The following is a 25,919-nucleotide window of genomic DNA, read 5'->3' as shown; positions in this document are numbered from 1 at the left end:
TTGCTAGCTTAGAGCCTAATTTGGATTTAGCTCAAGTACGTTTACTATCTAAATACAAATATAGACTTAAGACATGCACTAAAATCACGGAGCCTGCAAACAGATACAAACCATAATGCACGGTAATATTCGCAAGTGCACCCAATTTAACGGCTACAAATAACAGCGCTACAACGAACACATCCAACATCGACCATTTGCCCCAAACGGCTAATATCTGCAGAAATAATTTATGGCGCTGCTGATAGCCTGCGCTACTATTTACTACTAAGGCGAGGCCAAAGATTTTGACCAGGGGGGTAAGGATGCTAAACAAAAATAAAAAGATAAACAGAAAATGTTCGCCTTGCTGCCATAAGTCTTGCAGGCCGGAGTAGAGCGAAAATTGGTTTTTAAAGACCCAAAATTTTTCTAACTCCATTAAAGGGGCGAACACGCCAGTAGCGAATAAACAAAGCGCTGCCAGTAAGCCTAAATTGATGAGCCAGCGCATTAGCCAATTCACGTTTTATCCTTGTTGTGAGCCAAAGATGCTTATGGTAGGGCTTGCCCACAAGCTGAGAAAGCATTTTTTCCACCCTAGTCGATTTGCGCTACCATAGTTTTTTAAACTTAATGCGAGAGCCAGAATGCGAATTTTACACACAATGCTGCGCGTGGGTGACTTAGATCGTGCAGTACAGTTTTATACCCAAGTGTTAGGCATGCGTGAGCTGAGCCGCCAAGATTATCCCGCGGGTGAGTTTACTTTGGTCTTTTTGGGGTATGGCGAGAAATCGAATAGTACTGTCCTAGAGCTAACCTACAATTGGGGTGTAGCTGAATACGAATTGGGTACGGCTTTTGGGCATATCGCGATTGAAGTGCCGGATGTGTACGCCGCTTGTGAAAAGATGCGTGCGGCCGGTGGCAAGATTATTCGCGAAGCAGGCCCAATGAATGCAGGCACGACGATTATTGCTTTCCTAGAAGACCCGGATGGCTATCAAATCGAGTTGATCGGAGCTAAGTCCTAAGGCATGCAAGCCCCTTTTTCCATTACCGTATTTGCAACCACTGGCGACCCGCAAGGGATTCGCCATGTGGATAAATCCAATTGGTCAGGCTATGGGGTGGTCTTCCCTAAAGAGCTGTTTGCTAACCTTAAATACGAACCTGGTTTTAATCAGGCGGGTGTTTATGTTTTGGTGGGCAATGCCGCCGAGGAAACCATTTATATTGGTGAAGCCGACCCTTTGGGTGAGCGTTTACGTAAGCATGTGGCGAATAAAGAAGGCTGGGACTGGGGGATTTATTTCTTCGATCAGAACCACAAAATTGGCAAAACCGAAGTTCAGTTTTTAGAACATGCTTTGGTTAATTTGGCACAGCAATATAATCGTGCAGTGCTCCTAAATAAAAATACGCCGATGTCGCCTACCATGTCGCCGGTGGCACGGGCGACGGCTCAAGCTTTCTTAGCAGATATGCTCTTGATCTTACCGATGCTCGGGATTAATGCATTTACGCCGCCTAAACCTGAAGACAAGCTCACTGAATGGCAAAAACGCTTATTGGCGACTAAGCAAATTGAGGTAGAGACTTTCGATACCTTAGTTGTGCCCGTGAAAGAAGAGGGCATGGAGAAAACTTTCTTAGCAGATCAACAATGGTTTGCAGTGCGTATTCAACAGAAACATCTGCATAAGATTAAGCATTTAGCCGCTTATCAAGTAGCCCCTGTGAGTGCGATTACGCATATTGCGGATATTGAGAAAATCGAGCCTTACGAAAATACTGGCAAATACCTGATTAGTTTCCGCCAGCAAGCTAGTATGATTAAACCTGTATTGCGGCGGGAAGGCTGTCATCTGTCCATGCAAACTCCCCGCTATGCTTTACGCGATACGATTCTAGCCGCGAAATACTTGGATCAAATTTGGTCTTGAGGTTTGCCTTCGCGCAGCACCATCGCATGCATTAGTTCTTTGTTATTTAAGAGTGGCAGGACTTTTTCGGGCGTATCAATGAGTGGGTTACGAATACCTAAACGACCATGTACCCAGTTGTTGTAGGCTAACTCCCAAGCACTCGGCATATCGATTTTTGCCCAATGGACAAGAGTATCGATATGTCGCTCATACAGTTCATCAATCCCATATACCAGCAACATATACAGTAGCGCGCGCGCCACATCGCCGCGATTGCGCGAAGGAATTACCCATTCATTATCTTTGTCAAAGCCGGTGCGTTCAAAGGCTTCGGGCTGAAGATCAAGATTAAATGGGCGCACAATTTTGTCGCCATCAAAATCAAAGGCGAAGTTGGAGCGCTTAGCATTTAAGCCCCTTTCTGAAGGCGCAAAATTGAATGGATTGACGGTGGCACCATTGCGTACATGGCGGGGCTGGTGTTTATAGGCTAAATAGCGGTCAAGAAAATCGAGTGGAATCACATGTTCAATACTATGACGTTGTTTCTGATACAGCTCATCCACTGGCACTGAGCCATAAATCGAGGGAACCCAACCGTAAGCACTATCAAAAAAGAAAGACCAGAAATGATCCCATTTGTCCGCACTGCTCCATTGACGGAAATGCTTGCTGGATTGATAGATACCACCCGCTAAATCAATAAAATCTTGACGGGTTGCTAAGTGGGTCGGGTCGCGATAAATAACCGGACTACCCACTTGTGGCTCATTGGCTTGGTCATGGGTTGGAATGAGGGTAATGCATACTTGCCCATGATCCGACTGCACACGATTTGGAATACCATCATCATCTAAATGCTTGTTGAGGACTTGATAATCCAGTACTTCGGCGACTGCACGGCCGTTCTGTGGGTTCAACGAATTGGAAACGAGAATATGATCTAAGCAACTGCCCGCACCGTGATGAATATGCGTAAACGGGCGCGCTGATTGGCGCATAGTAGGAGCTACACGGAAACTATCACTTAAACGAAAATCATGTAGTTTAGGAATTAAATCTTCAGGCCACTGTTCTTGCTCAACTCCACCAATCGCATAGATTTTATCTTGCATAGTGATGGCTTCGAAGGGCGTTGAACGTTGATCATCATTCAAGTCACCCATTACCACAATTTGGCGCTGGCGATTGCTTTTTAAATCGGCACTCACACTGTGATAAATCAACGTGGCTTCCGCACCACGTTGTAAGAGAGAGGCTACATTGGCTCTGGATAACCGCAATAAAGTATCACGACCCCGTTCTTCCCAAGAAATATCCTCCATATAGCTAATATCGAGACTAGCGGCACGCTTAGATTTGAGATGCATTACATACACAGTCACTTCGCCAAGTTCGGGGGATTCGACTTCGGCGCACACTGGCAGGCGACTAAATTGAAAACCATTGGGGAGGAAGAGCTCGGTTTGCACTTCCGCTTGCATAGGTACGCTACGAAGATTTTTCAGTGGGAAACGTGAAGCTAAAGCCACAATTGAGCGCATAAACACATGATCATCATCGGGGAGCGTACCTGGAACATCCACCGTCGCAAAATAAGGATAACCTGCGCTTGCACACAAAGCCTGTAATTCAGCGAAGCTAAACACCTCTTGAAAGCCAACCACATCCGCGGCCATTGTTGCTAGACTTTGGCTAATCCAAGCCTGTTTTTGTGCCCATTCTGCCTCAGTATAAGTGTTCCGTGGTTCACGCTGATACCAGTAAAAATGGGGGGCAACATATTGAAACAGATTGAACGTAGCGAATTTCATAGAGGCTTCCTACAGCAATGCGCAATGCAAACTATGGTAGCATTTTTAAATCCAAGACTATGCACAGATTATTCGGTGATATTCGGCACTATTCCCTGATTGAATATGACGAATTCATCAGCGCTTGAGGTTTTTACGTTACACTAACTAAGCGACTGATATTAACGATAAAGGAGCAGCGCAATGAGTCAATATTCGACTTTAAGTTCGATGGGCGTACAGAATCCACTGCAGATCATTGGTTATACCTTAACTCAGCCACGTCCTGACATGGATATTTTGCGGATTCGCTATGAGCGTCCGAAGGGTTCATTTTTGCCAGTAGTGCGCAGTTATACTTTTGGTCGCTCGCAACGTACTCAGGTGAGTAATGGTGCACTCAGTCAGGCTGAGTTGGTTTATGAGGTTTCGCCCGTACTCTCTAAAGCGATTCTTGAGCTAGATTCTATCGTGCAATCTAAACAAGATCGCAGTGAATTGAAATCACAGATTTTGGGTGAAATCGAGCGCTTACAAGAAGAGTTTAATGCTGAGTTGAATAGCTTAAAGCAATTAGTAGAGCGTTTAGAAAACTAAATTGTTTTGAAGTGTAAGGTTCTTAAGTGGTTGATTTAATTTATTTTTATTAAGTATCAGCTCCAGTTTTTCCCATCTTTATAGCAATGGGAAAAACGGTGCTAAGCCACAGCTCTTTGTTTATAAGCTTTTAAAAAAGCGCTCAGAGCGCGGCAGATAATAATGTTCATAATCGAGAGACATCACTACATTACGCGCTCGGCCAATAATTTCAGCCCGTGGCACTAAGCCAATCACACGTGAATCTGCACTATTATCCCGATTATCCCCTAAAGCTAAATAGAAGCCTGCTGGAATTTGTACAGGGCTAAAGCTAGACAGATCAGAGCCTTGAGGTTTAGTACGAATCGCGTGTTTAAGACCTAATAAATTCTCTTCCCGATCATTACTAAGCGGCGAGTGTGCTAGATTTTCATAGCCGAGCTTTTTGCCATTAAGCCACAACACATTATTGCGCATAGCAATGCTGTCACCCGGCAAACCAATCACGCGTTTAACCAAACGCTTTTCCGATACTGCTGAATCAAACACAATAATATCGCCCCGCGCTGGGTCAGCGTATTTCAATAAAGTAAGATGGGTAAAAGGTAGGCGCAGATCATAGGCCGCTTTATTTACTAAAATTCGATCACCTTCCACAATGGTTGGATTCATCGAACCTGTTGGTACGGTATTCCAATCAGCAATTGAGCTACGAAAAGCGAACATGAGGAAGAGGAAGAAAATGAAGCCTTTGTTGGTTTTTAGAGCTTTAACTAACCACTGCATAGAGCCACTTCTATAATAAATAAAAACATGTTTATCACTATCACAGCCAAAGGTGGCTGCCAAATAAGCTCAATAATTTATTGGGTTAGTCGATAAGTTGCCTAAGCTTTAGTGGATTTGGATAGTAAGCCAAAAAGCTAAATACTCATCGATGACGTATTTAGCCTGAATATATGCCTAAAAGAGTTTATTAATTATTGCTGGTGCCTAAAGATCCACCATTAATCTTGCCTAGATCATCAACAGTCAATTTATGCTCTTGTAGATCACCATGGATATTATCACCCACTAATAAACGATCTCCCACCGAAATAGAGCCAGAATTATCATCGTCACTGATCACATAAGGTCTTGTAAAGTCTTTAGTGCGCTCAATAATCTCTGGGGTGATTAAGTCCTTAAAAAGAAAGCGAATGTTGACATCTTGTTGATTATTTATATTATTTAGCGGACTCGGATTGCCAGAGTCGATAGCACCAGGTGAGTTGATTAGTGATATATCATCTGCAGATAAAACTCGTTTTTGAAAGTTGCCTTCAGCTTGGCTGCCTACTAATAGGAAATCTCCAGCTGAAATACTACCAGAGCCATCTTCATCGCTAATAACATAGGGGCGTGTCAAATCATTTTTCTCAGCATAATCAATAATTTCTGGTGTAATAATATCTTTGTGAAGTATTAAGATTTTTGCATTCTGATTATCGCTGATATTGTTTAAAGGACTAGGATTTCCCGAGTCAGTTGCGCCAGGTGTTTCATTATCTGGCTGTTCGGGTTTATCTGTATTTGCTTGCTGCATGAGTTGGCTAAGAAGTTGCTGTAAAATGCTTATAATCAAGCTAAATAGCAATTGCATGATAGGAAGTTGAGATAAGTTTGCAGTAGGGTTAAAAACCGAACTTGATATTTGCTGCTTAGTACCTAAGCTATCAGTCTGCAAATTATTGGCTGTTGATGGAAAATTATTTGTGCTGTTAATCATGTTTCACTCCTTGTTACTCGCTTTAGCTTAGTTTTATAGATTGGTAATAGGCAAATAGGTTTTTGATAAAAGGCAGTTTTGCTTTTACTATCTGCAGTTTTTTTAAAAAGAGTGATTTAAAAATAGCTTTGATTAAAAAGCTATACTGATATGGTTTGTTATTAAAGTTTTTTATTAAATAAATTTATTTTGAAATTAAGGTTATTAGTGAGTTTTAATTGTTAAATACATTTTTTTCTAAGTTAAAATTAGTTGCTAAGTTAAGTTTACTAACTGGTTTGATGTTTATTTCAGTCTCAAGTAAGGCAGAATCTTTAGTTGAACTAAGCAAGCCGCTCAATATTGACCCCGAACAAACCTCAGTGTCAGGTGTGTCTTCTGGAGCGTTTATGGCGGTGCAATTACAAATCATTTATTCCCAAAATATTATGGGGGCGGGGGTGATTGCGGGTGGTCCTTATCGCTGTGCTGCCGGTAAATACTTAGCACGTTGGCTGGATTTCACTGGTATGTATACCATGCTAAGTGTCTGTACTCATACGACGCCTGCACTTTGGAAGCGAAGTGCAAACCCTGATGTAGATTTTTCCGTCCGTGAAACTAAACGTTTGGCTCAGGCTGGTTTAATTGATGATCCTACTTATTTAGCCAGGCAAAAAGTTTGGATGTTTTCCGGTGCAAAAGACCCACTAGTACCAACACAGGTGATGGATAGTCTAAATGCTTACTATCAGTCTTTTATGCCTGCTGAAAACATTGCCTATATTAAAAATCCCAATGCTAGCCACGGGATGATTACTGATAGTTATGGCGGTGCCTGCAAATTAGCTTTGCCACCGTTTATCAATGATTGTGATTTAGATGCCGCGGGTGCTTTACTTCAGCAGATTTATGGCTCACTCCACACCAAAACTGAGGCTAAATCCACTAACCTCCATACCTTTGATCAACAAGCGTTCTTTGACCCCAAAGATCCGAGCATTAGCATGCATCGCAATGCACATATTTATATTCCCACTGCCTGTAAAAATGGTGCACGTTGTAAATTACATATTGCTTTGCATGGCTGCTCACAAACCGAAGATTTAATTGGTGATATGTTCTATACCCAAGCTGGTTATAATGCTTGGGCAGAAAGTAATAATCTGATCGTGCTTTATCCACAAACCAAAGTTTGGTTAGGTGCTAGCTTCACTGCAGACGCGCAGCGTAATTTTCAAGCCTGTTGGGATTGGTGGGGCTATAGCGGAGAGCATTATGCGGATAAGCAAGGAAAACAAATCCGTGCTTTAGGTCAGATGATGAATGCTCTAGTCAACTAGAACTTTGCCTTTCACTTCTATACATCACTACAATGCAAAATTCCCACAGTTCAGAGCTCTGTTTATGTTTAAAGGCTTTTCCTTAGCCCATTTAATTGCTGGGTTTGTCGCTGTTTTAGTCGGTTATACCAGTTCAGCCGCCATCATTTTCCAAGCCGCCCATACGGTGGGGGCGACTGAGGCACAAATTGCCTCATGGATGTGGGCTTTAGGCATTGGCATGGCGGTCTCAAGTATTTCGCTCTCGTTGTATTATCGAATTCCGCTGCTAACGGCTTGGTCGACACCAGGTGCAGCTTTACTGGTGACCAGCCTTGCGGGTGTCTCGCTACCCGAAGCTACGGCTGCTTTTATCCTTTGTGGTTTATTGATTGCCATCATTGGTTACGCGGGTTGGTTTGAACGCTTCATGCATTTGATTCCTTTGCCACTGGCTGCTGCCATATTGGCGGGGGTGCTGCTAAAGTTTGGTTTAAGTGCTTTCGTCTCTTTGCAACAAGAGCCATTGTTAGTGGGTGGTATGTTTGCGACTTTCTTATTAATGAAACGTCTATTGCCGCGTTATGCCATTCCCCTCACCTTACTAATGGGGATGCTCATTGCTTGGTTTAGCGGCTTGATGGATTTAAGTAAGTTGTCTTTACAATGGGCACAGCCGGTTTTTGTGATACCAGAAATTCGTTTAGAGGCTTTAATTGGCGTGGGTTTGCCGCTCTTTATTGTGACAATGGCTTCGCAGAATATTCCCGGGGTGGCAGTTTTAAAAGCCAATGGCTATGAAGCACCCTTATCCAAAACGATTGGTTTCACGGGTTTAACCACGATGATGCTTGCTCCCTTTGGTGGTTATGCCTATAACTTAGCGGCGATTACTGCAGCCATTTGTATGGGTGAAGACGTCGATAAAGATAAATCGAAGCGTTATTTGGCCAGTTTTAGTGCAGGCTTGTTTTATCTGCTAGCCGGCTTATTTGGTGCGAGTATTACCAGCTTATTTTTATCTTTTCCCCAAGCTTTGATTTTAGCCATTGCGGGCTTTGCTTTAATTGGCACGATTGCGAATAGCCTGCAGGCTGCAATGGCTGACAGTAGCGAGCGCGAAGCGGCGTTGATCGTATTTCTAGTAACTGCTTCTGGGATTAGTTTGTTGGGCTTAGGTAGTGCTTTTTGGGGTTTAGTCTTTGGGTTAATCGCACGCTTCTGGTTAGTGCAAAAGCGTGCGGCCTAAATTAGTTAAATACTGCTTTTAGGCGTTCTAAAGCTTGTTCAATTCGACTGCGTGGCGTGGCGAGATTAAAGCGTAAATAAGTTTCGCCACCGCTGCCAAAAGTAGAACCATAACTGGTAGCAATCCCTGCTTCTTTTTGCACTTTATCAATCACTTGCTGCGGGCTTAAACCCGTTTCAGCAAAGTTGACCCAAGCTAAATAAGTCGCCTCTAAATGCATCGACCTTAAGCCTCTAATCTGCTCAATCCCAGCATCAAATAAACGGCGATTTCCGTCTAGATAGTCCAATAAACCTTCAAGCCAAGTTTCGCCCTGAGCATAAGCGGCGGTTGAAACCAAGACACCAAATCGGTTCGGCGAACTACCAGCGGCTAACATGGCCTGACTAAACTGGTTACGCAGCTCTGGGTTTTCAATAATCGCATTACCGGTTAAACCACCCGCAATATTGAAGGTTTTGGTGGTTGCAGTGAGCATGATTAAACGCTCTCGAATCTGTGGGGCTGCCAATGGCATAACGGTATGTTTGTAACCTTTAAAGACTAGGTCGTGGTGAATTTCATCAGAAACTAACAGCAGGTCATGTTTTAAACAGAATTCAGCCAACTCCGCTAATTCTTCCACTGACCACACTCGCCCACCCGGATTATGCGGTGAACAGAGAATTACCATTTTTTCTTTGCCAGTGAGCTGTTGAGCTAAGCTGGTTAAATCCATGCGATATAAGCCGCTCGCATCAATCTTTAAAGGGGATTCTAGCACTTGACGTTGATTAGCTTTAATCGTGCGCGCAAAGGCATGATAAACCGGTGTAAATAAAATAATGCCATCGCCTATTTGGGTGAAGGCTTGAATACATAAAGCAGTACCTGCGACTAAGCCGTGTACTGTTTTAATCCATTCGGGATCAACTGCCCATTGGTGGCGTTTTTGCATCCAATCACTAATGGCAGTTTTGTAAGCGGATTCATCGCCGAAATAACCATGCACACCATGCTCAAGTTCCGCTTTTAACGCGGCAGTGACCGCAGGCGGCGGACGAAAGTCCATATCGGCAACCCACATCGCAAGGCCAGTGTCTGGCGAAACGCCATAGAATTGCTGCATTGAGTCCCATTTCATACAGTTCGTATGCCGGCGATCAATCACTTCATCAAAATTCATAAAAATTTCCTTAAATAGCTAAGGGTTCGGGTGCTATATTTAATTAATGAAAGCAAGATTTTAGGGAGCAAATTGATGTTATTTAGGCCTTTATGTTTAAGCATATTTCTGTTGGGAACTCTTCCCATAGTCAAGGCGGATAGTACCAACATGTTTGCGGGTGGTTCAGCCATGTGGTACGCCAATGTACAAGCCCAATCTGCCTTGTTTAATGCTCAGCAACCAGTCAACACTAACTACTATCCAGATGCCCAAATCACTTATATAGAGGAAAACCCTGTCAACGAGTATCCCACTTATATCGAGTATGACAACACTGAAGTTGCTGATGTGGAGCTGGATGAGGACGATTCTTGTGATTGCGATGAGTAGCCTTTAGCGAGATTTTTTACTCTGACCAGCGATAAAAGCACCACCCACAATAGCAAGACAAGCAAACAGAACACTTAAAGTCGGTTCGGCTTTGCCAGCTAAAATCAGCATCACGACCGAGATCAAAGGCGCTGCATACGAGAGCACACCTAGCAACTGCAAATTGCCATGCTTCACGCCATAGTCCCAAGTGAAAAAGGCGATACCGACGGGGCCTAAACCTAATCCAATGACACCCAACCATTCCACCCAATCAGCCGGCCACACGGTGGTTTCCCACAGCAAATGGCAGCTTAAGCCTAAAACTGCGGTAACACCACAAAACCACCCGACTGCATCGGTAGGCACTTGTTTTACTAAACGGCTGGCTACCGAATAGCTCGACCATAAAAAGGCACAAGCCAGTGCGGCTAAATAACCGGTTAAATAGTTAGAGCTAAACCCAGAGCTACCGCCACCAATCAATACCCAACAGCCCACTAGGGCTAACACAGCGCCGATTAAATGAAATTTGGATAATTGCTCGCCAGGGAGCAACGCTGAGAATAAAACTATCAACAGCGGCCATAAATAAGAAATTAAACTCACCTCGACCACAGGTGCATGTGCCATCGCTAGAAAATACAAGAAGTGATAGCCAAATAAACCACCTACACCTAACAACCAAGCCAGCACTGGTTGGCGAGTATATTCCAAACCCGTTTTACCCTGGCGTAACCAATTACCCAACATCAACAAAAAAGCAATCGCAAAAGTCATCGCAAGCATCTGAAAGGGGGGGATTTTGCCATTGGTGAGACTGGTTAAAAGTGCCAACATGCCCCATAAAACAATAGAAATAAAACCAATCGCGGTAGCGCGGTTGACTGAATTCATAAAAAAAACTCCGATTTAGCTACGAATGCTTTGTGGATGCTGAATGAGGTTATTAGGATCAAGCTTACGCTTTAAAGCCTGTAAGCGTGGATAAGAGTCTGCATAATAAGCTTGTGGCCAATTCTTTAAGCCAATATCAGGGTAGTTGGCATAATGTGCTTTGATGCCTGCTTGGGTGAGTTGTTGCTGCACCTGGTTGACAAAAAATTCAGCTTTAGCTGTATCACTAGAACGCTGATAGTAAACTTGAAACTCACCTAAATAGGCGTAATTTCGATGCGGATAAGCAGCACTATCCGCCCTAAAACCATCACGAATCGCACCACCTAAGGTATTGATCTGCAGCAGATTCTGTTTCAGCGGGGAAGCTTGCATTTGCATAAAAAGACTAGGCAACACAGCTTTAATATCAGTATAGCTATTGTAGTAACCTGCTGAGACATTCTTAAAATACATAGGCTCAGTGCCGCCACGAAAGCGCTGAATACCGCGTAAGAATTCGTCTTTCTGCGCGCCTTGTACGGTGGAAGCATCTTTGCCTAATTGTCGCAAAATAGTTTGTAAGGGTGGTGAAGATCGCTCCGCCATATCAGTGATCAGAATCGTGAGCTGTGTTGGCCCCAGTACCCATGAGGAATAACAAGTCGTGGGTAAATTAGGCATCAAACTAAACCAACGCTCCGCTAAAGCACTCACTTTGTTAGCGGTTAAGCTACGATATTTAAAGCGGTAATGAGTAAAGTTAGCAGGGGTCGGGTGAGTCTTAAATTGTAATTCAGTGACAATACCTAAGCTGCCATTATTGCCACCTTTACAGGCCCAGAGCAGCTCGGCATTGTCTTTAGAATCTAATAGCTTACCTTGCCCATCGACTAGTTTTACCCGCGTTAAACTGTCACAAGTTAAACCCAATTGCCGTGCAAAGAAGCCATAACCGCCACCTAAGGTTAAACCTGCTACTCCAACACCTGCGCAAGACCCTGCCGGAATTAAACGCTTAAACTGTGCCAGATAAGCATAGACATCGCCGAGTTTGGCACCGGGGCGCGTAGTAAAGGATTTGTCGGTGGTGGCATACTTAAAGCTTTTCAATAAAGATAGATCAATCAGTAAGCCATTATTATTCAGGCTATAACCTTCAAAGCAGTGTCCACCGCTTTTTACTGAAACAGGTAAATTATTCGCAGCGGCATACTGTATGGCCGTTTGTACCCCCTTATCGGATAAGCACACCGCAATCAGGCGCGGCATTAGGCCAATACGCTTATTAAAGATTTGTCGGCGCTGTGCATAGTCAGCGTCGGTGGGTTTAAGGAAATAAAGCTGTCCAGCGATTTGCGGCAAACTGCTCTCTGCAAATGCCCATTCTGCTTGCGAGGCGATGGGAATGGCTAAAGCCGTTAATAGGGTCTTTAAAGCTTCGCGTCGTGTTAGGCTGGACATACTTTCCTCCTGATTACATAGGCTGTTCAGTGCTTAAATCAGTTTGGCGTAAGAGGCTTTGCAGAATGTCTTTGTGATGGATAACCCCTACCACTTTATCCTCTTGAGTAACCAATAAAGGCTGATTGCTTTGTTGCGCTACCTCGACTACATCTTGCATCCATGTATCAAAATCAACGCTGTGCATAACATGATCTTGACCCTTTAAGCGCAAACTAACAGGATTATTGGTGGCATCAAATTGCAAAATCCAATCATCATCCAACGTGATTTGATCTTGAGTACGACTAAATTGACTGAGGGGACGCATCAACACACCCGCATAAAGTACATGCAAGGGATTGATATTCGCCACAAAGCGTCGCACGTATTCATTGGCAGGTTTGAAAATAATATCCCGCGCTGTCCCCGCCTGAATAATCCGTCCACTTTCCATAATGACGATTTGATTGCCGAGTTTGAGAGCTTCATTCAGATCGTGGCTGACGAAAATAATCGTGCGTTTGAGCTTTTTTTGTAGCTCTAAGAGTTCATCTTGCAAGCGATCACGAATCAAGGGATCAAGGGCGGAAAAGGGTTCGTCCATTAAGAGAATATCCGCATCGGTGGCAAAAGCACGCGCCAAACCCACCCGTTGCTGCATCCCGCCTGACAACTCATTCACTTGCTTGTCCGCCCAGTCCGAAAGGTTTACCAAGGCTAATTTCTCATTAGCGATGCGATTGACTTCGTCCTTAGGTACACCTTTAACCGATAAGCCAAAGCCAACATTTTCCCGCACCGTGCACCAAGGTAATAGGCCAAACTGCTGGAAAACCATCGCAATCCGATCACGGCGTAATTCGCGCAATTTACTGCTCGAAATTTTCCCCATATCCACGTTGCTACCTTGGTGCGCAATTAATAGCTCACCGCGAGTCACTGGGTTTAAGCCATTCACACAACGTAACAACGAAGATTTACCCGAACCTGATAATCCCATCAGCACACAAATCGTGCCTTCTTCGACGGTGAGGCTAGCATCTGCCACACCTAAGACTGAACCGGTTTCCGCCAGAATTTCCTGACGAGTTTTGCCTTGATCGAGTAGCGCAGCCGCCCGCTTTTGATCTTTGCCGAAAATTACATCGACATGTTTGAATTCAACCGCAGCCATTTAGTGCGCTCCTGCTGGTTGTTTAACAGGTTGCTTGAAGATGCGATCCAGTAAAATCGCTAGAATTACTATGGCTAAACCTGCCTCAAAGCCTTTCTCAATATTCACCGTATTGAGGGCGCGCACCACTGGTTTACCTAAACCATCTGCGCCCACTAAAGCGGCAATGACCACCATTGATAGCGACAGCATAATGCACTGGGTCAAACCCGCCATAATGGTAGGCATCGCATGTGGCAATTCAATCCGCCACAGCAATTGACTCTTTGAGCAGCCAAAGGATTTTCCTGCTTCAATCAAGGTATTCGGCACACTTGAAATTCCCAGCCAAGTCAGCCGCACAGGCGCGGCCAGTGCAAAAATAATCGTGGAAATCAGCCCTGGCACTACCCCTAAGCCAAACAGAATCAAGGTTGGAATCAAATAAACGAAGGTTGGAATGGTCTGCATCAAGTCCAAAATGGGACGCAAAATCGTGTAAAGCAGCGGATGATGCGCCGCTGCAATCCCGAGCGGCACACCAATCAGCATACAGAGTAAAGTTGCATATAAAACGAGCACTAAGGTTTCTATGGTTTCCTGCCAATAGCCCAAATTGACAATCAGCAGTAAAGACAACACAACAAAAACTACTAAGCCCCAACTACGATGCAACCACCAAGCTAAACTGGCAATACCTGCAATTAACAGCCATGCTGGTATCCACAGGAGTGCTGTGGTAGTGCCATTGAGGATGGTTTCCAACACCATCGACATACTATCGAAAAAGCCAGAAGCATGTTGATTCAGAAGATCAACCCCTTGGCCTAACCATTTACCAATGGGGAGTTTATGTTCTGTGAGCCAATCCATAGACACCTACCTTACTTAGAGTTCGAGCGCTTTTTTAACGGCCTCGGTCGCATCTTTACCATCTTTGGTGGTGACACCTTCTAGCCAAGGCTTGATAGCATCAGGATTCTTTTTCAACCAGTCTTTAGCGGCATCATTGGCTTCTTTTTTATCATCTAAGATTGAACCCATGATTTGATTTTCGAGCGGTAGAGTAAACTTCAGATTACTAATGAGTTTTCCCACATTCGGGCATTCAGTTAGATAACCCGCACGCACATTGGTATAAATCGTAGCGCCACCTAAATTCGGACCGAAGACTTCATCACCGCCCTCCAAATAGGCTAATTCAAATTTATTATTCATTGGGTGGGGTTCCCAACCTAAGAACAACACGCCTTCTTTGCGCTTAATCGCCCGTTCAACTTGTGCCAACATGCCTTGCTCAGAGGACTCGACCATCTTGAAGGATTTCAGGCCAAATTTGTCGCCATCAATCATGCTTTGAATGAGACGATTACCATCATTACCCGGCTCAATCCCATAGATTTCACCATTCAAGTCTTCTTTAAACTTGGCAATATCAGCGAAAGTTTTTAAACCCTTCTCATACAGATATTTAGGTACCGCGAGCGTGTATTTAGCACCCTCCAAATTCGCACCTAAGGATTCGACGGTTTTATCATCTAAGTAAGGTTGGATATCGGCTTTCATGGTCGGCATCCAGTTACCAAGGAAAACATCAATATCTTTATTTTTTAAGCTGGCATAGCTAACCGGAACAGAGAGGACTTGTGAGGAAGGTTCATAACCCAAGGCAGTAAGTAGGGTTGAGGCGAGAGCAGTAGTAGCGGTGATGTCTGTCCAGCCTACGTCGGCGAAGCGCACTTTGCTGCAAGATTCAGGTTCAGCAGCTTGGGCACTAACTCCTAAAGATGAAGCAAGGATCAAAGCAAGCGCAGTCAGTTTTTTCAAACTCATATATTCCTCCTAAGTAGACGATAATTGTTCTGCTAATGCAGGCTTTTATAAACCTAACATTCTCCTCTGGCAGCAGTTTATACTTGCCAGTACGAAAAGCAAACCTAACCACAGAGCAGGAAAATCTATGCATTATTCAAGCCCACAAGCACTGTATATCGGCGGTCAGTACCAAAATGCTACCTCGGGCGAAACCTTTGATTCAATTAATCCCGCAACGGGTGAAGTGCTAGCGAGTGTGCAGCAGGCTTCAGTGGAGGATGTGAATAAAGCGGTACAAGCCGCTGAAACAGGTTTTGCAGAATGGTCACGTTTCAGTGGGATGGAGCGGGGGCGGATTTTAAATAAAGCAGTTGCTTTGCTGCGTGAGCGCAATGCCGAATTGGCACTCTTGGAAGTCCAAGATACGGGTAAGCCGCTGCAAGAAGCGATTGCGGTTGATATTGTTACTGGTGCAGATGTGATTGAGTACTACGCAGGCTTAGCGGCGAGTATTCAAGGCAGCTATCAGGATTTAGGTAACGGTAAGTTCTTTTATACCCGCCGCGAGCCTTTAGGTGTTTGTGCAGGGATTGGTGCGTGGAATTATCCGATGCAAATTGCCTGTTGGAAATCGGCGGTGGCTTTGGCTTGTGGCAATGCGATGGTGTATAAGCCTTCAGAAGTGACACCCCTATCAACTTTGAAACTCGCTGAAATCTATACGGAAGCAGGTTTACCGAAGGGTGTTTTCAATGTGGTACAGGGGGATTATCGGGTCGGGACAGCCTTAACCCAACATCCAAAAATTGCTAAGGTTTCCTTCACTGGCTCGACGGTGACCGGTAGTAAAATTCTCACCAATGCAGCTACTACTATCAAAGATGTCACCTTAGAGCTGGGTGGCAAATCACCCTTAATTATTTTTCCTGATGCGAAATTAGACAATGCCGTACATGGTGCACTCTTAGCCAATTTTTATACTCAGGGCGAGGTGTGTACGCATGGTACGCGTGTATTTGTGCATGAAAGTATTTATGAGGAGTTCTTAGAAAAAACTGCAGCCATCACCAAGCAAATGGTCATTGGTGACCCGACCAACATGAATACACAAGTTGGGGCTTTAGTTTCAGCTACCCATCTGCAAAAGGTTTTGCACTATATCGATTTGGCTAAACAAGCAGGCGCGCGTTTGGTTTGCGGTGGCGAGCGTGAAATCAGCCAAGGTTTAGATAAAGGCTATTTCGTACAGCCGACGATTTTTGCGGATTGCAGCGATGAAATGCAGCATACACAGGATGAAATTTTTGGCCCGGTTATGTCGGTACTGAAATTCAAAGAGGAGGATGAAGTCATTCAGCGTGCTAACAAGACCAACTATGGTTTAGCCGCAGGGATTTTCACCACCGATTTATCAAGAGCGCATCGAGTGATTGCACAGCTACAAGCCGGCATTTGTTGGATTAATACTTATGGTCCATCACCTGCGGAAATGCCAGTCGGTGGTTATAAACAGTCAGGGATTGGACGCGAGAATGGCTTAGAAACGATTAAGCACTATACCCAAGTCAAGAGTGTGTTTGTGGAATTAGGTGATTTACCCAGACCTTATTAAAATTATTTTCCCTTTCCACCAAAAAGACGCCCTGTCCAAAGACAGGGCAAGCGAGGGAGTAAGGTCTATGAAAAACAACGAAAAAGCAATGAAAATCTATCTAGCTTAAGAGCGTCCAACCGCGATAAAGCGTTTTTGGTCGTCACGCTGAATCAGCATCGCTAACGGTTTATCCGTTGGTGCTTTATCAACAATCGACTTCAACTCTTCAGGTGATTTAATTCCAGCATTATTTACCGAAATAATCACATCGCCGGCCTCAAGGCCAGCACGACTGGCAGGGCTATCAGCACGGACTTCGCGGACGACCACGCCATCCGTGCCAATATTCGCTTCCTTGCGTTCTTGATCGGTTAATCCTGCAACCGCCAAGCCCAATGCGCCCGTACCCGCTGTACTGTTCTGAGCAAGTTCTTGAGTTTCACCCGCATTTTTATCTGCAAGTTTCTCAATCGTTACATTTAAGGTTTTCTCAGCTCCTGCACGCAGTACTTTCAAAGGTACTGTACTGCCGATGCCTGTGGTACCGACTAATAAAGGTAAGTGGTCAGCGGAATTCACCTCGGTATTATTGAAGCCAACAATAATATCGCCTGCTTGTACCCCCGCTTTGTCGGCTGGGCTAGCGGGTTGCACACTAGCCACCAACGCACCTTGGGGCTTTGCCATCGAGAAAGAATTCGCTAACTCTTGATCTAGGTTCTGGATTTGTACACCTAGCCAACCACGATTTACCACCCCAGCTGTTTTGAGCTGCTCAGTGATGTTCTTAACTAAGTTGACAGGAATCGCAAACGAGATGCCCATATAGCCGCCACTACGGCTATAAATCTGTGAGTTAACACCGACCACATTACCGTTTAAATCAAACAGTGGACCACCCGAGTTACCAGGATTCACCGCTACGTCAGTCTGGATAAAGGGTACATAAGTACCATCTGGCAAACTGCGGGATAAAGCGCTCACAATCCCTTGGGTTGCAGAATGATCTAAGCCAAATGGTGCACCAATAGCCACTACCCATTGACCGACTTCAAGCCCATCAGAGTCACCTAAACGCACTGTTGGTAAGCCCGTTGCCTCTACTTTCAATAAAGCGATATCGCTATATTTGTCCTTGCCAATGACTTTAGCAGTCAGCTCACGTTTGTCATTCAAAGTAACTTTGATTTTGCTGGCATTTTCTACAACATGATTGTTGGTAACAACATAACCATCTTGAGAAATAATGAAACCAGAACCCATGGCTTGGGTATCATGGGGTTGTGGCGTGCCACGTGGCATATTCCGGAAAAACTTCTCTAATTCTTTCGGTAATTCTTGCCCATCCGGTAAAGAGAAGCTCTCAGTTGCGGCATTGCTGGCGGCTTGATTATCAATTTCAACAGAGATATGCACAACAGCATCACGGTTGTCTTTAATCAGCTGAGTTAACTGTGGTAAAGCGTCCGCTTGCGCCAGCGGTGTAATAAGTGGAAAAGCTAAGGTACAAACCAAAGCACTGGCCGCTAGTACCGAAAGTTTTTTCTTGTTAAACAGTCCAACAGGCAGTAAGTTTGACATTTAGTAAATCCTCAAATGCGTTCAATATGTGGCTATCTTGCCTGCGTCAACCTTACCGTGGATTTGCCAAAAAGTTAAAAAACGGTAACCTTAAAAGGTTTATTTTCAATCCATCCAGTCACTTTCATAGCCGCGATTAAATTGAATGCATTCGTCACGAGTCGAAAGAATTTGAATGCGCTCTGGTGCCCCATTTTCATCAAAAAATACCCGCCCAATCCCACTGCCATTGTACAAACGTTGATGTGGATAGCGACCACTATGCTCACTGGGGCGGCGCTGCTGAATACGCATATGCCGCCGACGTGTTAGCCAGTTAAGTGGCGAATAGCTCGCAAACAACCAACGATTTAACCAGTCAAAGTGTTTTAAGAGCTTTTCTGGGAAGGCATTTTTGATTCCAGAGGCAGTGATTTGCCAAATATGCGGTGTTTGTTCGTGATGACGTAAGCGCACATCGTAGACAAAGGAATAATGCACATCACCGGATAGAATCGTAAAGTTATGGGGTGTGCGTCGATGGCGGAAAATATTCAAAATGACATTCGCAGACCCTGGATGTGCCATCCAGTTTTCTGCATCGACCATCAGTGAGCCGCCGAACCAAGTAAATACGCGTTGCACCACTTCGATCAGTTTCACCCCAAAAATGGGGGCAGGGGAGACTAAAATGACAGCTTTTTCATGAATCAGTTCTTGCTGTAATTCAGTGAGCATTTCCCAATCCATTAACCCCGAAGGATCAGCGGCACTTGTTTCAGAACGCCAGCGTTGGGTACGAGTATCCAGTACGACAATTTTGGGTTGAGTGGCTAAGCTATAATGCCAGCCTTCCCTTTTTAAAAGCTGGTCAATCAGTAGATCATGTAAAGCACCTTTGCCGGTGCGGAATAAGGCTTGCACTGCTTTAATTAAAGGTTCGGGAAAACGTTCTGGCGCATTGCCCCAGGCTTGGCAGAGTAAATAAGCAATTAAACAATTCCCAATAATTCGCCGCGATAGAGGGTGACCATAGGCATTTTCTTCCCAGTCCCGCGATAAATTCCAGTCATCGGTAATATCATGATCATCAAAAATCATATAGGTAGGAATACTGGCTAGTACACGTTGCACTCGAGGCAAACCTTTCGCAAATTGCTTAATAGCGGGCAGTTGTGCTTGATAACGCTCTAAAGCTTCCCCGTCTAAACCAGTTGAATCATCTAAATTCACTAGCGGCCACAAAGCAGGTGACCACACGAGCAGGTACATTCCTAACACTTCTGCAAGGGTGGCTAGATGATTATCCGCATTGGCTGAAGTGAAAATCGGTTTGCGTGCACCGCGAAAAATTTTGCGTAAGCCTTGCCCACCCGGATTTGAGGGTAACAGTTCAGGCCGCCGATAATAATGCTGGCGTTTGCCGTGGAGTTCACGGCTATGCTGTAGCTCTGTTTGATCTAGCGATTCTTCGTACAAGCCTAATTGAGTGATAACAGTGTGAATCGCATGTAACATTGGCCCTGAGACATCATCATTATAAACCTGATCACCCGTCATCATTAATAGCGAAGGCTGCTCGCTAGGTTCAGATAAAGCCCGAGCCTCAGCTAGTTGTTGATCAACGACTAAGAGGGCATCACCACCAACATAATGTGGCTTGCGGCAAGAGCCATGTAGTACCTGGGTAATGTTAGGTTTAAAGGCAAAGCGTGGGCGTTTTTCGTCTGTGTATAAAATGTGTGGAGCGGTAGTGACTAGCCACTGAATTTGATCACCCAATTGCAAACCAAGGTCATAGCTAAGCCAAGTATCCTCAGGTAAGCCTGCAGGGATATTAATAATTAATAAGTGTAAGAAAGCCTGTCTGCCCAACATGACAGAGCCTGTATGCTCAGAGCTGAAGCTTGCAGCCGCTAATAGTGTGTCACCCTGATAACAGTTAGCCTGAATAGCATAGCTTTGTGAGGTCACCAGCCACAGCACTAGTTGGTGTTTACTGACATGGCGCAAAATCGGCCCAGCTAAAATAGCAGGCAAAACTTGAGTAGTCTGATCAGGTACAGCGGCTTCAGTAGTAGTCATGCACGGCAATATAAGGATGTGAGTGTTGGTTTCAAAGTTATAGCTGTGAACTAGCACATTAACAAATGTTCATGGCAAGCCTGTTTGCAGCTCGTTATGCTTTCTCATTATGAACATATTACTCATTGAAGATGATATCCATACGGCCAGCTTTATCCAGAAAGGCTTGGCTGAAAGCGGTTATATTGTTGACCATGCTGCAGATGGTGAAGATGGACTGCATCTTGCCACAACGGGTCAATATGATGTGTTAATTGTCGATCGTATGCTACCTAAGCGTGATGGCTTGTCAGTGATTCAAGCGCTACGCACACGTGGTATTACTACACCGGCTCTGATTTTAAGTGCTTTAGGCGAAGTAGATAATCGAGTAGAGGGCTTGCGGGCTGGTGGTGACGATTATTTAGTAAAGCCTTATGCCTTCAGTGAGCTACTTGCACGCTTGCAAGCTTTAGGTCGACGTACTCAACCTTTACAAGAGCAAACTACGCTACGCTTACTTGATTTAGAAATGGATCTGATGAAGCGACAAGTTAAGCGGGCGGGCACTGTTATTAATCTGCAGCCGCGTGAGTTTACGCTGTTAGAGTATTTAATGCGCCATACCGGGCAAGTAGTCACACGTACTATGCTGTTAGAAAAGGTTTGGGATTATCATTTTGATCCACAAACCAATGTAATTGACGTACATATTAGCCGCTTACGTGGCAAGATTGATCGCGACTTCGACCCACCTTTACTGCACACCATTCGTGGAGCAGGTTATATGCTCTATGATCCGACGGCTGCTTAATACCACTGTTTTTCGCCTTTCGTTAGTTTATGCCTTGCTGTTTAGCTTAGTAGCTGGAGCAGCAATGGCCTCAATTTATTGGGTCGCTGCCGGTCAAATTCGCGAACAGACGGATGTACGCTTAGAACTCCAAAGTGATCTATTAATCAATATCGCTAAAACCAGTGGTTCTTTGCAAGCTTTGCGTAATGCTATTCAGACTCGGAATGAAGAGCACGATGAGCGTGCAGAACCTCATTTTTATGTGTATGCATTAACAACGAATACCAAACTGCCTTTCACTAAAAAATTGGAAGCAGAATATATGAGTGCAGATGCTCGGCGTATTTTTGGTACTGTAATGTTTAGCGATGTATTAGACATCATTGATGCAGACATCGTCGTGAAGCGTGATGCGTATGCACGCGTCATTATTACTCGCTTACAGGGTGGTGCACAGCTACTCGTTGCTGCGGATATGAGCGAGCAAAACAACCTATTGCTTAAGCTCTACAATAGTATGTGGCTGGCCGTCGCTTTAATGTTCTTACTGGCCGTTTTAGGTGGCTGGTTGATGGGCTACGGTGTATTACGGCGGATTGATAGTATTCGGCAAACAGCCGGGGAAATTATTAACGGTGATCTTAGTCAACGCATGGTAGTGACTCGCCGAAATGATGAATTTGATCGCCTCAGCCTAGTCCTCAATAGCATGTTGCAACGCATTGAAAACTTGATGAAAGCGACCCGTGAGGTCACTGATAATCTAGCGCATGATTTGCGTAATCCACTCAATCGCTTACGAAATCGTTTGGATACCAGTCGTTTTCAGCAATTGGATACTGAGCATTTTCAGCAGCTTAGACAAGATGCTTTGCAGGATGTCGACGACTTGATCAAAACCTTTAATGCTTTATTGAGTATTGCTCAAGCAGAGTCAGGTGTGCATCGAGATGATTGGACAGCAATTCAATTAGATCAGTTGATTAGCGATTTAGGTGAGTTGTATGAAGCTGTGGCTGAAGAGGAAGGTATTAAGTTTAGTTACAAGGCACAGCCTGGTTTAGTATTACAGGCTAATAAACACTTGATTGCTCAAGTCATTACTAACCTTTTAGATAATGCAGTGAAATACACGCCGAAAGAGGGGGCGATTCAACTGAACGCTGAGCAACAAGCTGACCAGATAGTCATTACTGTCAGTGATACTGGCCCGGGGATTCCTGCTGAAGAACGTGATCGAGTGTTTAAACGTTTTGTGCGTTTAGATAATGCCCGTAGCACACCCGGCAATGGCCTTGGCTTGAGTTTAGTCAAGGCCGTTGCGGACTTACATGGTGCTCAAGTGGAACTTGCGGATAATCAACCGGGTTTGAAGGTGATTTTACGCTTTACCATTTGAGTGCTTCACATAAACTGGCTAATGGCATAGCCTTGATTTGCTCTTTTGCGGCCTGAGTAAAAATAAATACTTAACAAATCAGGCGCAGGTGTCTCTAAAGTGCGAGCAACCCTCATTAATGTAGATAACTTGGCTTCCTGAATATCTGCACGCATGAGTTTGTGCCAGGTTTGGCGTGAAACACCTGAGCGTTCTGCTGCTGCTGTAACTGACAAGCCTAGGGCATCCATGCGCTCTTGTATATATCCAGCTAAGTCGATTCCCGACATAACGTACCCCTCATTCAACACATCTCCCGACAGTTCAGAGTGTTACCGTTTGTAAGAATTGGTTCAATATGGAAATTTCCACATTTTAAGCCAGCATTCAAGTAGCCTGCTAAGCGGTCAAATAAGGTCGAGCAAATGTAGCTGGCCGATTAGATACATGAGTTTGTCTTTGGTAATACCGCCCATGCGTGCACGTAACTCATCTAACATATTCGCTGCGTAGCGATAAGAGATGCCTTGGCCAATTTGTTTGAGAGGGTAGCCTAATGCTAGGTGTCGTAGAATTTGGATTTCTTTAGGTTTTAGGGTTTGTAAAAAGGGCTGGGCAAAAATAGAAAAGCTGCGTGAGCTACTAAAACTAATATCATGAAACACTTGGGTGCAACGAAGCAGTGTGTCTATGTTTTCTTGTTTAAGATGTTGAAAGTAAGTATCTTTTTCACTGCTAATAACACTCATACCCCCAATACCTGCTTCAGGACGCTGCGTAGGTATAGTCAATGCATTACGGATGCCATATTGCTCGCGCGCTACAAGAATTACACGATTTTCGTCTTTACTGACCAACCCTGCTTTTTCATGTTCGCGCCAATCGAGTGCCTTAGGCAGAGGACTCACTTTATCTAAACGTAAAGTGTTACCTACCCGAATCGTAAAGTCACACTCATGAAAACTAGCCTCTGCGTAATGTTTTAAAAAGGCGATGGGATATTCTTGAGTATGTAGAAAAATAGGTGAGAAAGAGTTATTGAACTCCCAGAGAACATTGGGAAAGAAGGTGTAAGTCGCCCCATCAAAACCTAAACCATTGATATAGTTTTCATAGACGTGAAAACGCTCAGGTACTGTTGTAACCTGATACAAGTCATCGATAAAATGACTAATCAAAACATGCTTCAACGGCATGAGCGTTACACCTCTACATATCACAAGTTATCTTATCTTGTGAGGATTTAACTTTATCTTTTTCTTAGTACTAAAAAATTTAAGCCGCCTTGGAAGTGTTTTTGATGACATTCCAGCACTTCAAAGCCCACTAGCTGAACTTGTTTGATTAAAGCATCCATGCTGACAAAATTAGCTTGTGGGTTGGCGGCTAATTGCAAGTTATAGTCCTGAAAAGCTTGGAAATCAGGATGAGCGACTAATTCCTTGCGTGCATCTTTTGCCAATTTGGTTAAACTTAAACTAGGATTCGGCGTCGCCAACACAAACTGTCCACCTTCGACCAGAAGGTCAGCGATATGTCGCAACGTTACCAAGGGTTCTGGCCAAGCATAATAGCTTTGGATTGAAACCGCTGAATCATAACAACCCACCGCATCTTCAATCTTACTATGCTGAATGCTGAAGCTTTCCCTTTCTAAAGTACTAACAACCCACTCGGCAGCAGTGACCATCTCTGCTGAATAATCAATTCCAGTGTAGTTGCTAACTTGTTCATTATCCGCCAAAAATGGAGCTATTTTTGCACTACCACAACCGCAGTCTACTACTTTACCATGTAAATGCAAACAGGCTTCACGATAGACTGCTAGTTGTACCGAGGTGGTGACAGCAGCAAACAAACGTGCATAGCTATTCCAATCAGACTCTGGATAGCGGTATTTTTGTTTCTCATTAATATCTAATGCTTTCATTAACAGCCCTTATTATTTAGTTATGCCTATTAGTCTTGGGAATAGATTGGATCGTTTGCTTTAATTTCCCACTCTAAAAGTGAGAATTTGTAATCAGTGCCATAGTTGTAACCGACATCTTTACAAATTAAATTTGCCCCTAAAGCACGTCGATAAAAACCAATGTTTTTATCGCGAGTGATGAATATCAGCGAATTAATGGCATTCTCACGCGCTAGCTGATAGTAAGTACGTAAATAGGTAGGTAAAATCCCTCGTGCTGCATCAGAAATAGCGAAACGACTGGGTTCAGCTACGGTTCCACGTTTTTTTCGTAATAGATTAATTTCGTGCTTTACAATTTCATCAGCTGGCAAGCCTAATACACCATCTATAACTAAACGTCCGGTACTGGTAATACCGCCCGTCTCATCTTCAGTATATAAAATGCAGGAATAATCATCATAAGCATCATTTGCTGCATCATTCATCGCGGGATAATATTTTCCATATTCGCTTTGTCTTAGCTGCCAGATTTTTTTTATATCGGTACTCTCATCGACCACTTTTAAAGGTTTGTAGATACTTTTATAGTTATAATTCTTTGTTTTCATTATGGTTGGATCTCTCAAGCCTGTCGGGATCCAAGCGCTTGGTAAAGCAATTGCATGCCTGATAATTATGCTAAATTTTAAGCAAATTTTTAAAAACTATACGATAAACGGTCAAGAATTAAATGCGCTTTTTTGTAGCCTTCAGTTAAACTCTTCGCATTTCTAGTACTCTAAATAATAATTAATTTGCGAGAGAAAATGATGAAAATTAAAGCAATTCAATCTAAAAAATTAATCTTAGTTGCCTTATTCAGTGGTAGCTTGACGAGTGCAGCTTGGGCAGATCAATGCGCCTTGATTTCAGCGGAGCAAGCAGGTAAAGCTTTAGATTTTTTAAAACCAACGGGTACCATTGTTGAGTTTTGCGAACCTTGTGGTGATAAAGACTTTTACTCAAAGCCCGAGCAAACCATTACGGATATACAAGCCAGCCAACAGGATGCTGACTGGTCAGTGAAAGTCAATGGTAAGGAGTTGGATTTAGCCTATACCTTTGTGCGTAATGCAGAAGGTTCGTATTTGAATCTATCAAAACTGGCTAATTGTCCTTCTGATGATGTATCTGTTGGTTTTCCAGTGAATACCAAAGTAAAGTAAT

26 protein-coding genes are annotated in these 25,919 nt (G+C 44.0%); 10 read left to right on the top strand and 16 right to left on the bottom strand.

The window, feature by feature from the left end:
• Positions 1-31: 31 nt before the first annotated feature.
• Positions 32-505 carry a paraquat-inducible protein A gene (locus tag Q0230_RS11680; protein ID WP_298610246.1) on the bottom strand — a complete coding sequence of 158 codons (474 nt, stop codon included), beginning with the start codon at positions 503-505 and terminating at the stop codon, positions 32-34.
• A gap of 124 nt (positions 506-629) precedes the next feature.
• Here Q0230_RS11680 and gloA point away from each other — a divergent pair, with 124 nt between their 5' ends.
• Both gloA and Q0230_RS11670 read left to right on the top strand, forming a co-directional pair.
• Positions 630-1,016, top strand: a complete 387-nt coding sequence (gloA, locus tag Q0230_RS11675; protein WP_298610245.1) for a lactoylglutathione lyase — start codon at positions 630-632, stop codon at positions 1,014-1,016.
• Positions 1,017-1,019: 3 nt separating this feature from the next.
• Positions 1,020-1,928, top strand: coding sequence for a GIY-YIG nuclease family protein (locus tag Q0230_RS11670; RefSeq protein ID WP_298610244.1), 909 nt, complete (start codon positions 1,020-1,022; stop codon positions 1,926-1,928).
• Here Q0230_RS11670 and Q0230_RS11665 read toward each other — a convergent pair.
• A complete protein-coding gene (locus Q0230_RS11665) occupies positions 1,913-3,724 on the bottom strand; it encodes an endonuclease/exonuclease/phosphatase family protein (protein ID WP_298610243.1) in 1,812 nt (603 codons plus the stop codon). The two genes, Q0230_RS11670 and Q0230_RS11665, sit on opposite strands and share 16 nt — an antisense overlap.
• Positions 3,725-3,907: 183 nt before the next feature.
• On the opposite strand from Q0230_RS11665, the gene Q0230_RS11660 reads away from it, so the two are divergent.
• Positions 3,908-4,300 carry a DUF3461 family protein gene (locus tag Q0230_RS11660; protein WP_298610242.1) on the top strand — a complete coding sequence of 131 codons (393 nt, stop codon included), beginning with the start codon at positions 3,908-3,910 and terminating at the stop codon, positions 4,298-4,300.
• Positions 4,301-4,420: 120 nt separating this feature from the next.
• Here Q0230_RS11660 and lepB read toward each other — a convergent pair whose 3' ends face one another.
• Together lepB and Q0230_RS11650 are read right to left on the bottom strand one after the other, a co-directional pair.
• Entirely contained in the window at positions 4,421-5,068 is a 648-nt protein-coding gene (gene lepB / locus Q0230_RS11655; protein ID WP_298610241.1) for a signal peptidase I, read from the bottom strand.
• A gap of 190 nt (positions 5,069-5,258) precedes the next feature.
• Positions 5,259-6,050: a hypothetical protein gene (locus tag Q0230_RS11650; RefSeq protein WP_298610239.1), complete on the bottom strand. Its 792-nt coding sequence runs from the start codon at positions 6,048-6,050 to the stop codon at positions 5,259-5,261.
• A 281-nt stretch (positions 6,051-6,331) separates the two neighbouring features.
• On the opposite strand from Q0230_RS11650, the gene Q0230_RS11645 reads away from it, so the two are divergent.
• Both Q0230_RS11645 and Q0230_RS11640 read left to right on the top strand, forming a co-directional pair.
• Entirely contained in the window at positions 6,332-7,372 is a 1,041-nt protein-coding gene (locus Q0230_RS11645) for a hypothetical protein (protein ID WP_298610237.1), read from the top strand.
• A gap of 64 nt (positions 7,373-7,436) precedes the next feature.
• Positions 7,437-8,600, top strand: a complete 1,164-nt coding sequence (locus Q0230_RS11640) for a benzoate/H(+) symporter BenE family transporter (protein ID WP_298610236.1) — start codon at positions 7,437-7,439, stop codon at positions 8,598-8,600.
• A 1-nt stretch (position 8,601) separates the two neighbouring features.
• On the opposite strand, the gene Q0230_RS11635 is transcribed toward Q0230_RS11640, so the two are convergent.
• A complete protein-coding gene (locus Q0230_RS11635; RefSeq protein ID WP_298610234.1) occupies positions 8,602-9,765 on the bottom strand; it encodes a MalY/PatB family protein in 1,164 nt (387 codons plus the stop codon).
• A 150-nt stretch (positions 9,766-9,915) separates the two neighbouring features.
• On the opposite strand from Q0230_RS11635, the gene Q0230_RS11630 reads away from it, so the two are divergent.
• Positions 9,916-10,137 (top strand): hypothetical protein, encoded by a 222-nt coding sequence (locus tag Q0230_RS11630; protein WP_298610232.1) that lies wholly within the window; start codon positions 9,916-9,918, stop codon positions 10,135-10,137.
• A 3-nt stretch (positions 10,138-10,140) separates the two neighbouring features.
• On the opposite strand, the gene Q0230_RS11625 is transcribed toward Q0230_RS11630, so the two are convergent.
• The 5 genes from Q0230_RS11625 to Q0230_RS11605 are packed head-to-tail and all read right to left on the bottom strand — an operon-like array spanning position 10,141 to position 15,424.
• On the bottom strand, positions 10,141-11,013 hold the full coding sequence (locus Q0230_RS11625) for a DMT family transporter (RefSeq protein WP_298610230.1): 873 nt from the start codon (positions 11,011-11,013) through the stop codon (positions 10,141-10,143).
• A 15-nt stretch (positions 11,014-11,028) separates the two neighbouring features.
• A complete protein-coding gene (locus tag Q0230_RS11620) occupies positions 11,029-12,456 on the bottom strand; it encodes an FAD-binding oxidoreductase (protein WP_298610228.1) in 1,428 nt (475 codons plus the stop codon).
• Positions 12,457-12,469: 13 nt separating this feature from the next.
• Positions 12,470-13,612: a choline ABC transporter ATP-binding protein gene (gene choV, locus Q0230_RS11615; protein WP_298610226.1), complete on the bottom strand. Its 1,143-nt coding sequence runs from the start codon at positions 13,610-13,612 to the stop codon at positions 12,470-12,472.
• Positions 13,613-14,464, bottom strand: a complete 852-nt coding sequence (gene choW / locus Q0230_RS11610) for a choline ABC transporter permease subunit (protein WP_298610224.1) — start codon at positions 14,462-14,464, stop codon at positions 13,613-13,615. It lies immediately after the preceding gene.
• Positions 14,465-14,479: 15 nt separating this feature from the next.
• Positions 14,480-15,424, bottom strand: a complete 945-nt coding sequence (locus Q0230_RS11605) for a choline ABC transporter substrate-binding protein (RefSeq protein ID WP_298610222.1) — start codon at positions 15,422-15,424, stop codon at positions 14,480-14,482.
• 127 nt (positions 15,425-15,551) lie between these two features.
• Between Q0230_RS11605 and betB the strand changes: the two genes are divergently transcribed.
• Positions 15,552-17,018: a betaine-aldehyde dehydrogenase gene (gene betB, locus Q0230_RS11600; protein WP_298610220.1), complete on the top strand. Its 1,467-nt coding sequence runs from the start codon at positions 15,552-15,554 to the stop codon at positions 17,016-17,018.
• A gap of 105 nt (positions 17,019-17,123) precedes the next feature.
• On the opposite strand, the gene Q0230_RS11595 is transcribed toward betB, so the two are convergent.
• Positions 17,124-18,581: a DegQ family serine endoprotease gene (locus tag Q0230_RS11595; RefSeq protein WP_298610218.1), complete on the bottom strand. Its 1,458-nt coding sequence runs from the start codon at positions 18,579-18,581 to the stop codon at positions 17,124-17,126.
• Between the two features lie 105 nt (positions 18,582-18,686).
• Positions 18,687-20,645, bottom strand: coding sequence for an alkaline phosphatase D family protein (locus Q0230_RS11590; RefSeq protein ID WP_298610216.1), 1,959 nt, complete (start codon positions 20,643-20,645; stop codon positions 18,687-18,689).
• Positions 20,646-20,754: 109 nt separating this feature from the next.
• Between Q0230_RS11590 and Q0230_RS11585 the strand changes: the two genes are divergently transcribed.
• Positions 20,755-21,438, top strand: a complete 684-nt coding sequence (locus tag Q0230_RS11585) for a winged helix-turn-helix domain-containing protein (protein WP_298610214.1) — start codon at positions 20,755-20,757, stop codon at positions 21,436-21,438.
• Positions 21,439-21,502: 64 nt separating this feature from the next.
• Positions 21,503-22,819 (top strand): ATP-binding protein, encoded by a 1,317-nt coding sequence (locus Q0230_RS11580; RefSeq protein WP_298610212.1) that lies wholly within the window; start codon positions 21,503-21,505, stop codon positions 22,817-22,819.
• Positions 22,820-22,824: 5 nt separating this feature from the next.
• Here Q0230_RS11580 and Q0230_RS11575 read toward each other — a convergent pair whose 3' ends face one another.
• The 4 genes from Q0230_RS11575 to Q0230_RS11560 form a co-directional block, all read right to left on the bottom strand.
• The gene (locus Q0230_RS11575; protein WP_298610210.1) at positions 22,825-23,088 is read right to left on the bottom strand and encodes a helix-turn-helix transcriptional regulator; all 264 of its coding nucleotides are present in this window, start codon (positions 23,086-23,088) and stop codon (positions 22,825-22,827) included.
• Positions 23,089-23,205: 117 nt separating this feature from the next.
• Positions 23,206-23,994 carry an autoinducer binding domain-containing protein gene (locus tag Q0230_RS11570; protein WP_298610208.1) on the bottom strand — a complete coding sequence of 263 codons (789 nt, stop codon included), beginning with the start codon at positions 23,992-23,994 and terminating at the stop codon, positions 23,206-23,208.
• Between the two features lie 53 nt (positions 23,995-24,047).
• Positions 24,048-24,728 (bottom strand): methyltransferase domain-containing protein, encoded by a 681-nt coding sequence (locus Q0230_RS11565; RefSeq protein ID WP_298610206.1) that lies wholly within the window; start codon positions 24,726-24,728, stop codon positions 24,048-24,050.
• A 29-nt stretch (positions 24,729-24,757) separates the two neighbouring features.
• Entirely contained in the window at positions 24,758-25,321 is a 564-nt protein-coding gene (locus tag Q0230_RS11560; protein WP_298610205.1) for a hypothetical protein, read from the bottom strand.
• Positions 25,322-25,519: 198 nt separating this feature from the next.
• Here Q0230_RS11560 and Q0230_RS11555 point away from each other — a divergent pair, with 198 nt between their 5' ends.
• On the top strand, positions 25,520-25,918 hold the full coding sequence (locus Q0230_RS11555; protein WP_298610203.1) for a hypothetical protein: 399 nt from the start codon (positions 25,520-25,522) through the stop codon (positions 25,916-25,918).
• Position 25,919: the final 1 nt, after the last annotated feature.

The organism is uncultured Thiothrix sp. (genome assembly GCF_937876535.1).
In the GTDB taxonomy this organism is placed as follows: domain Bacteria; phylum Pseudomonadota; class Gammaproteobacteria; order Thiotrichales; family Thiotrichaceae; genus Thiolinea.
The sequence above is the reverse complement of the archived record's forward strand: the minus strand, read 5'-3'. Positions and strand labels throughout refer to the sequence as shown.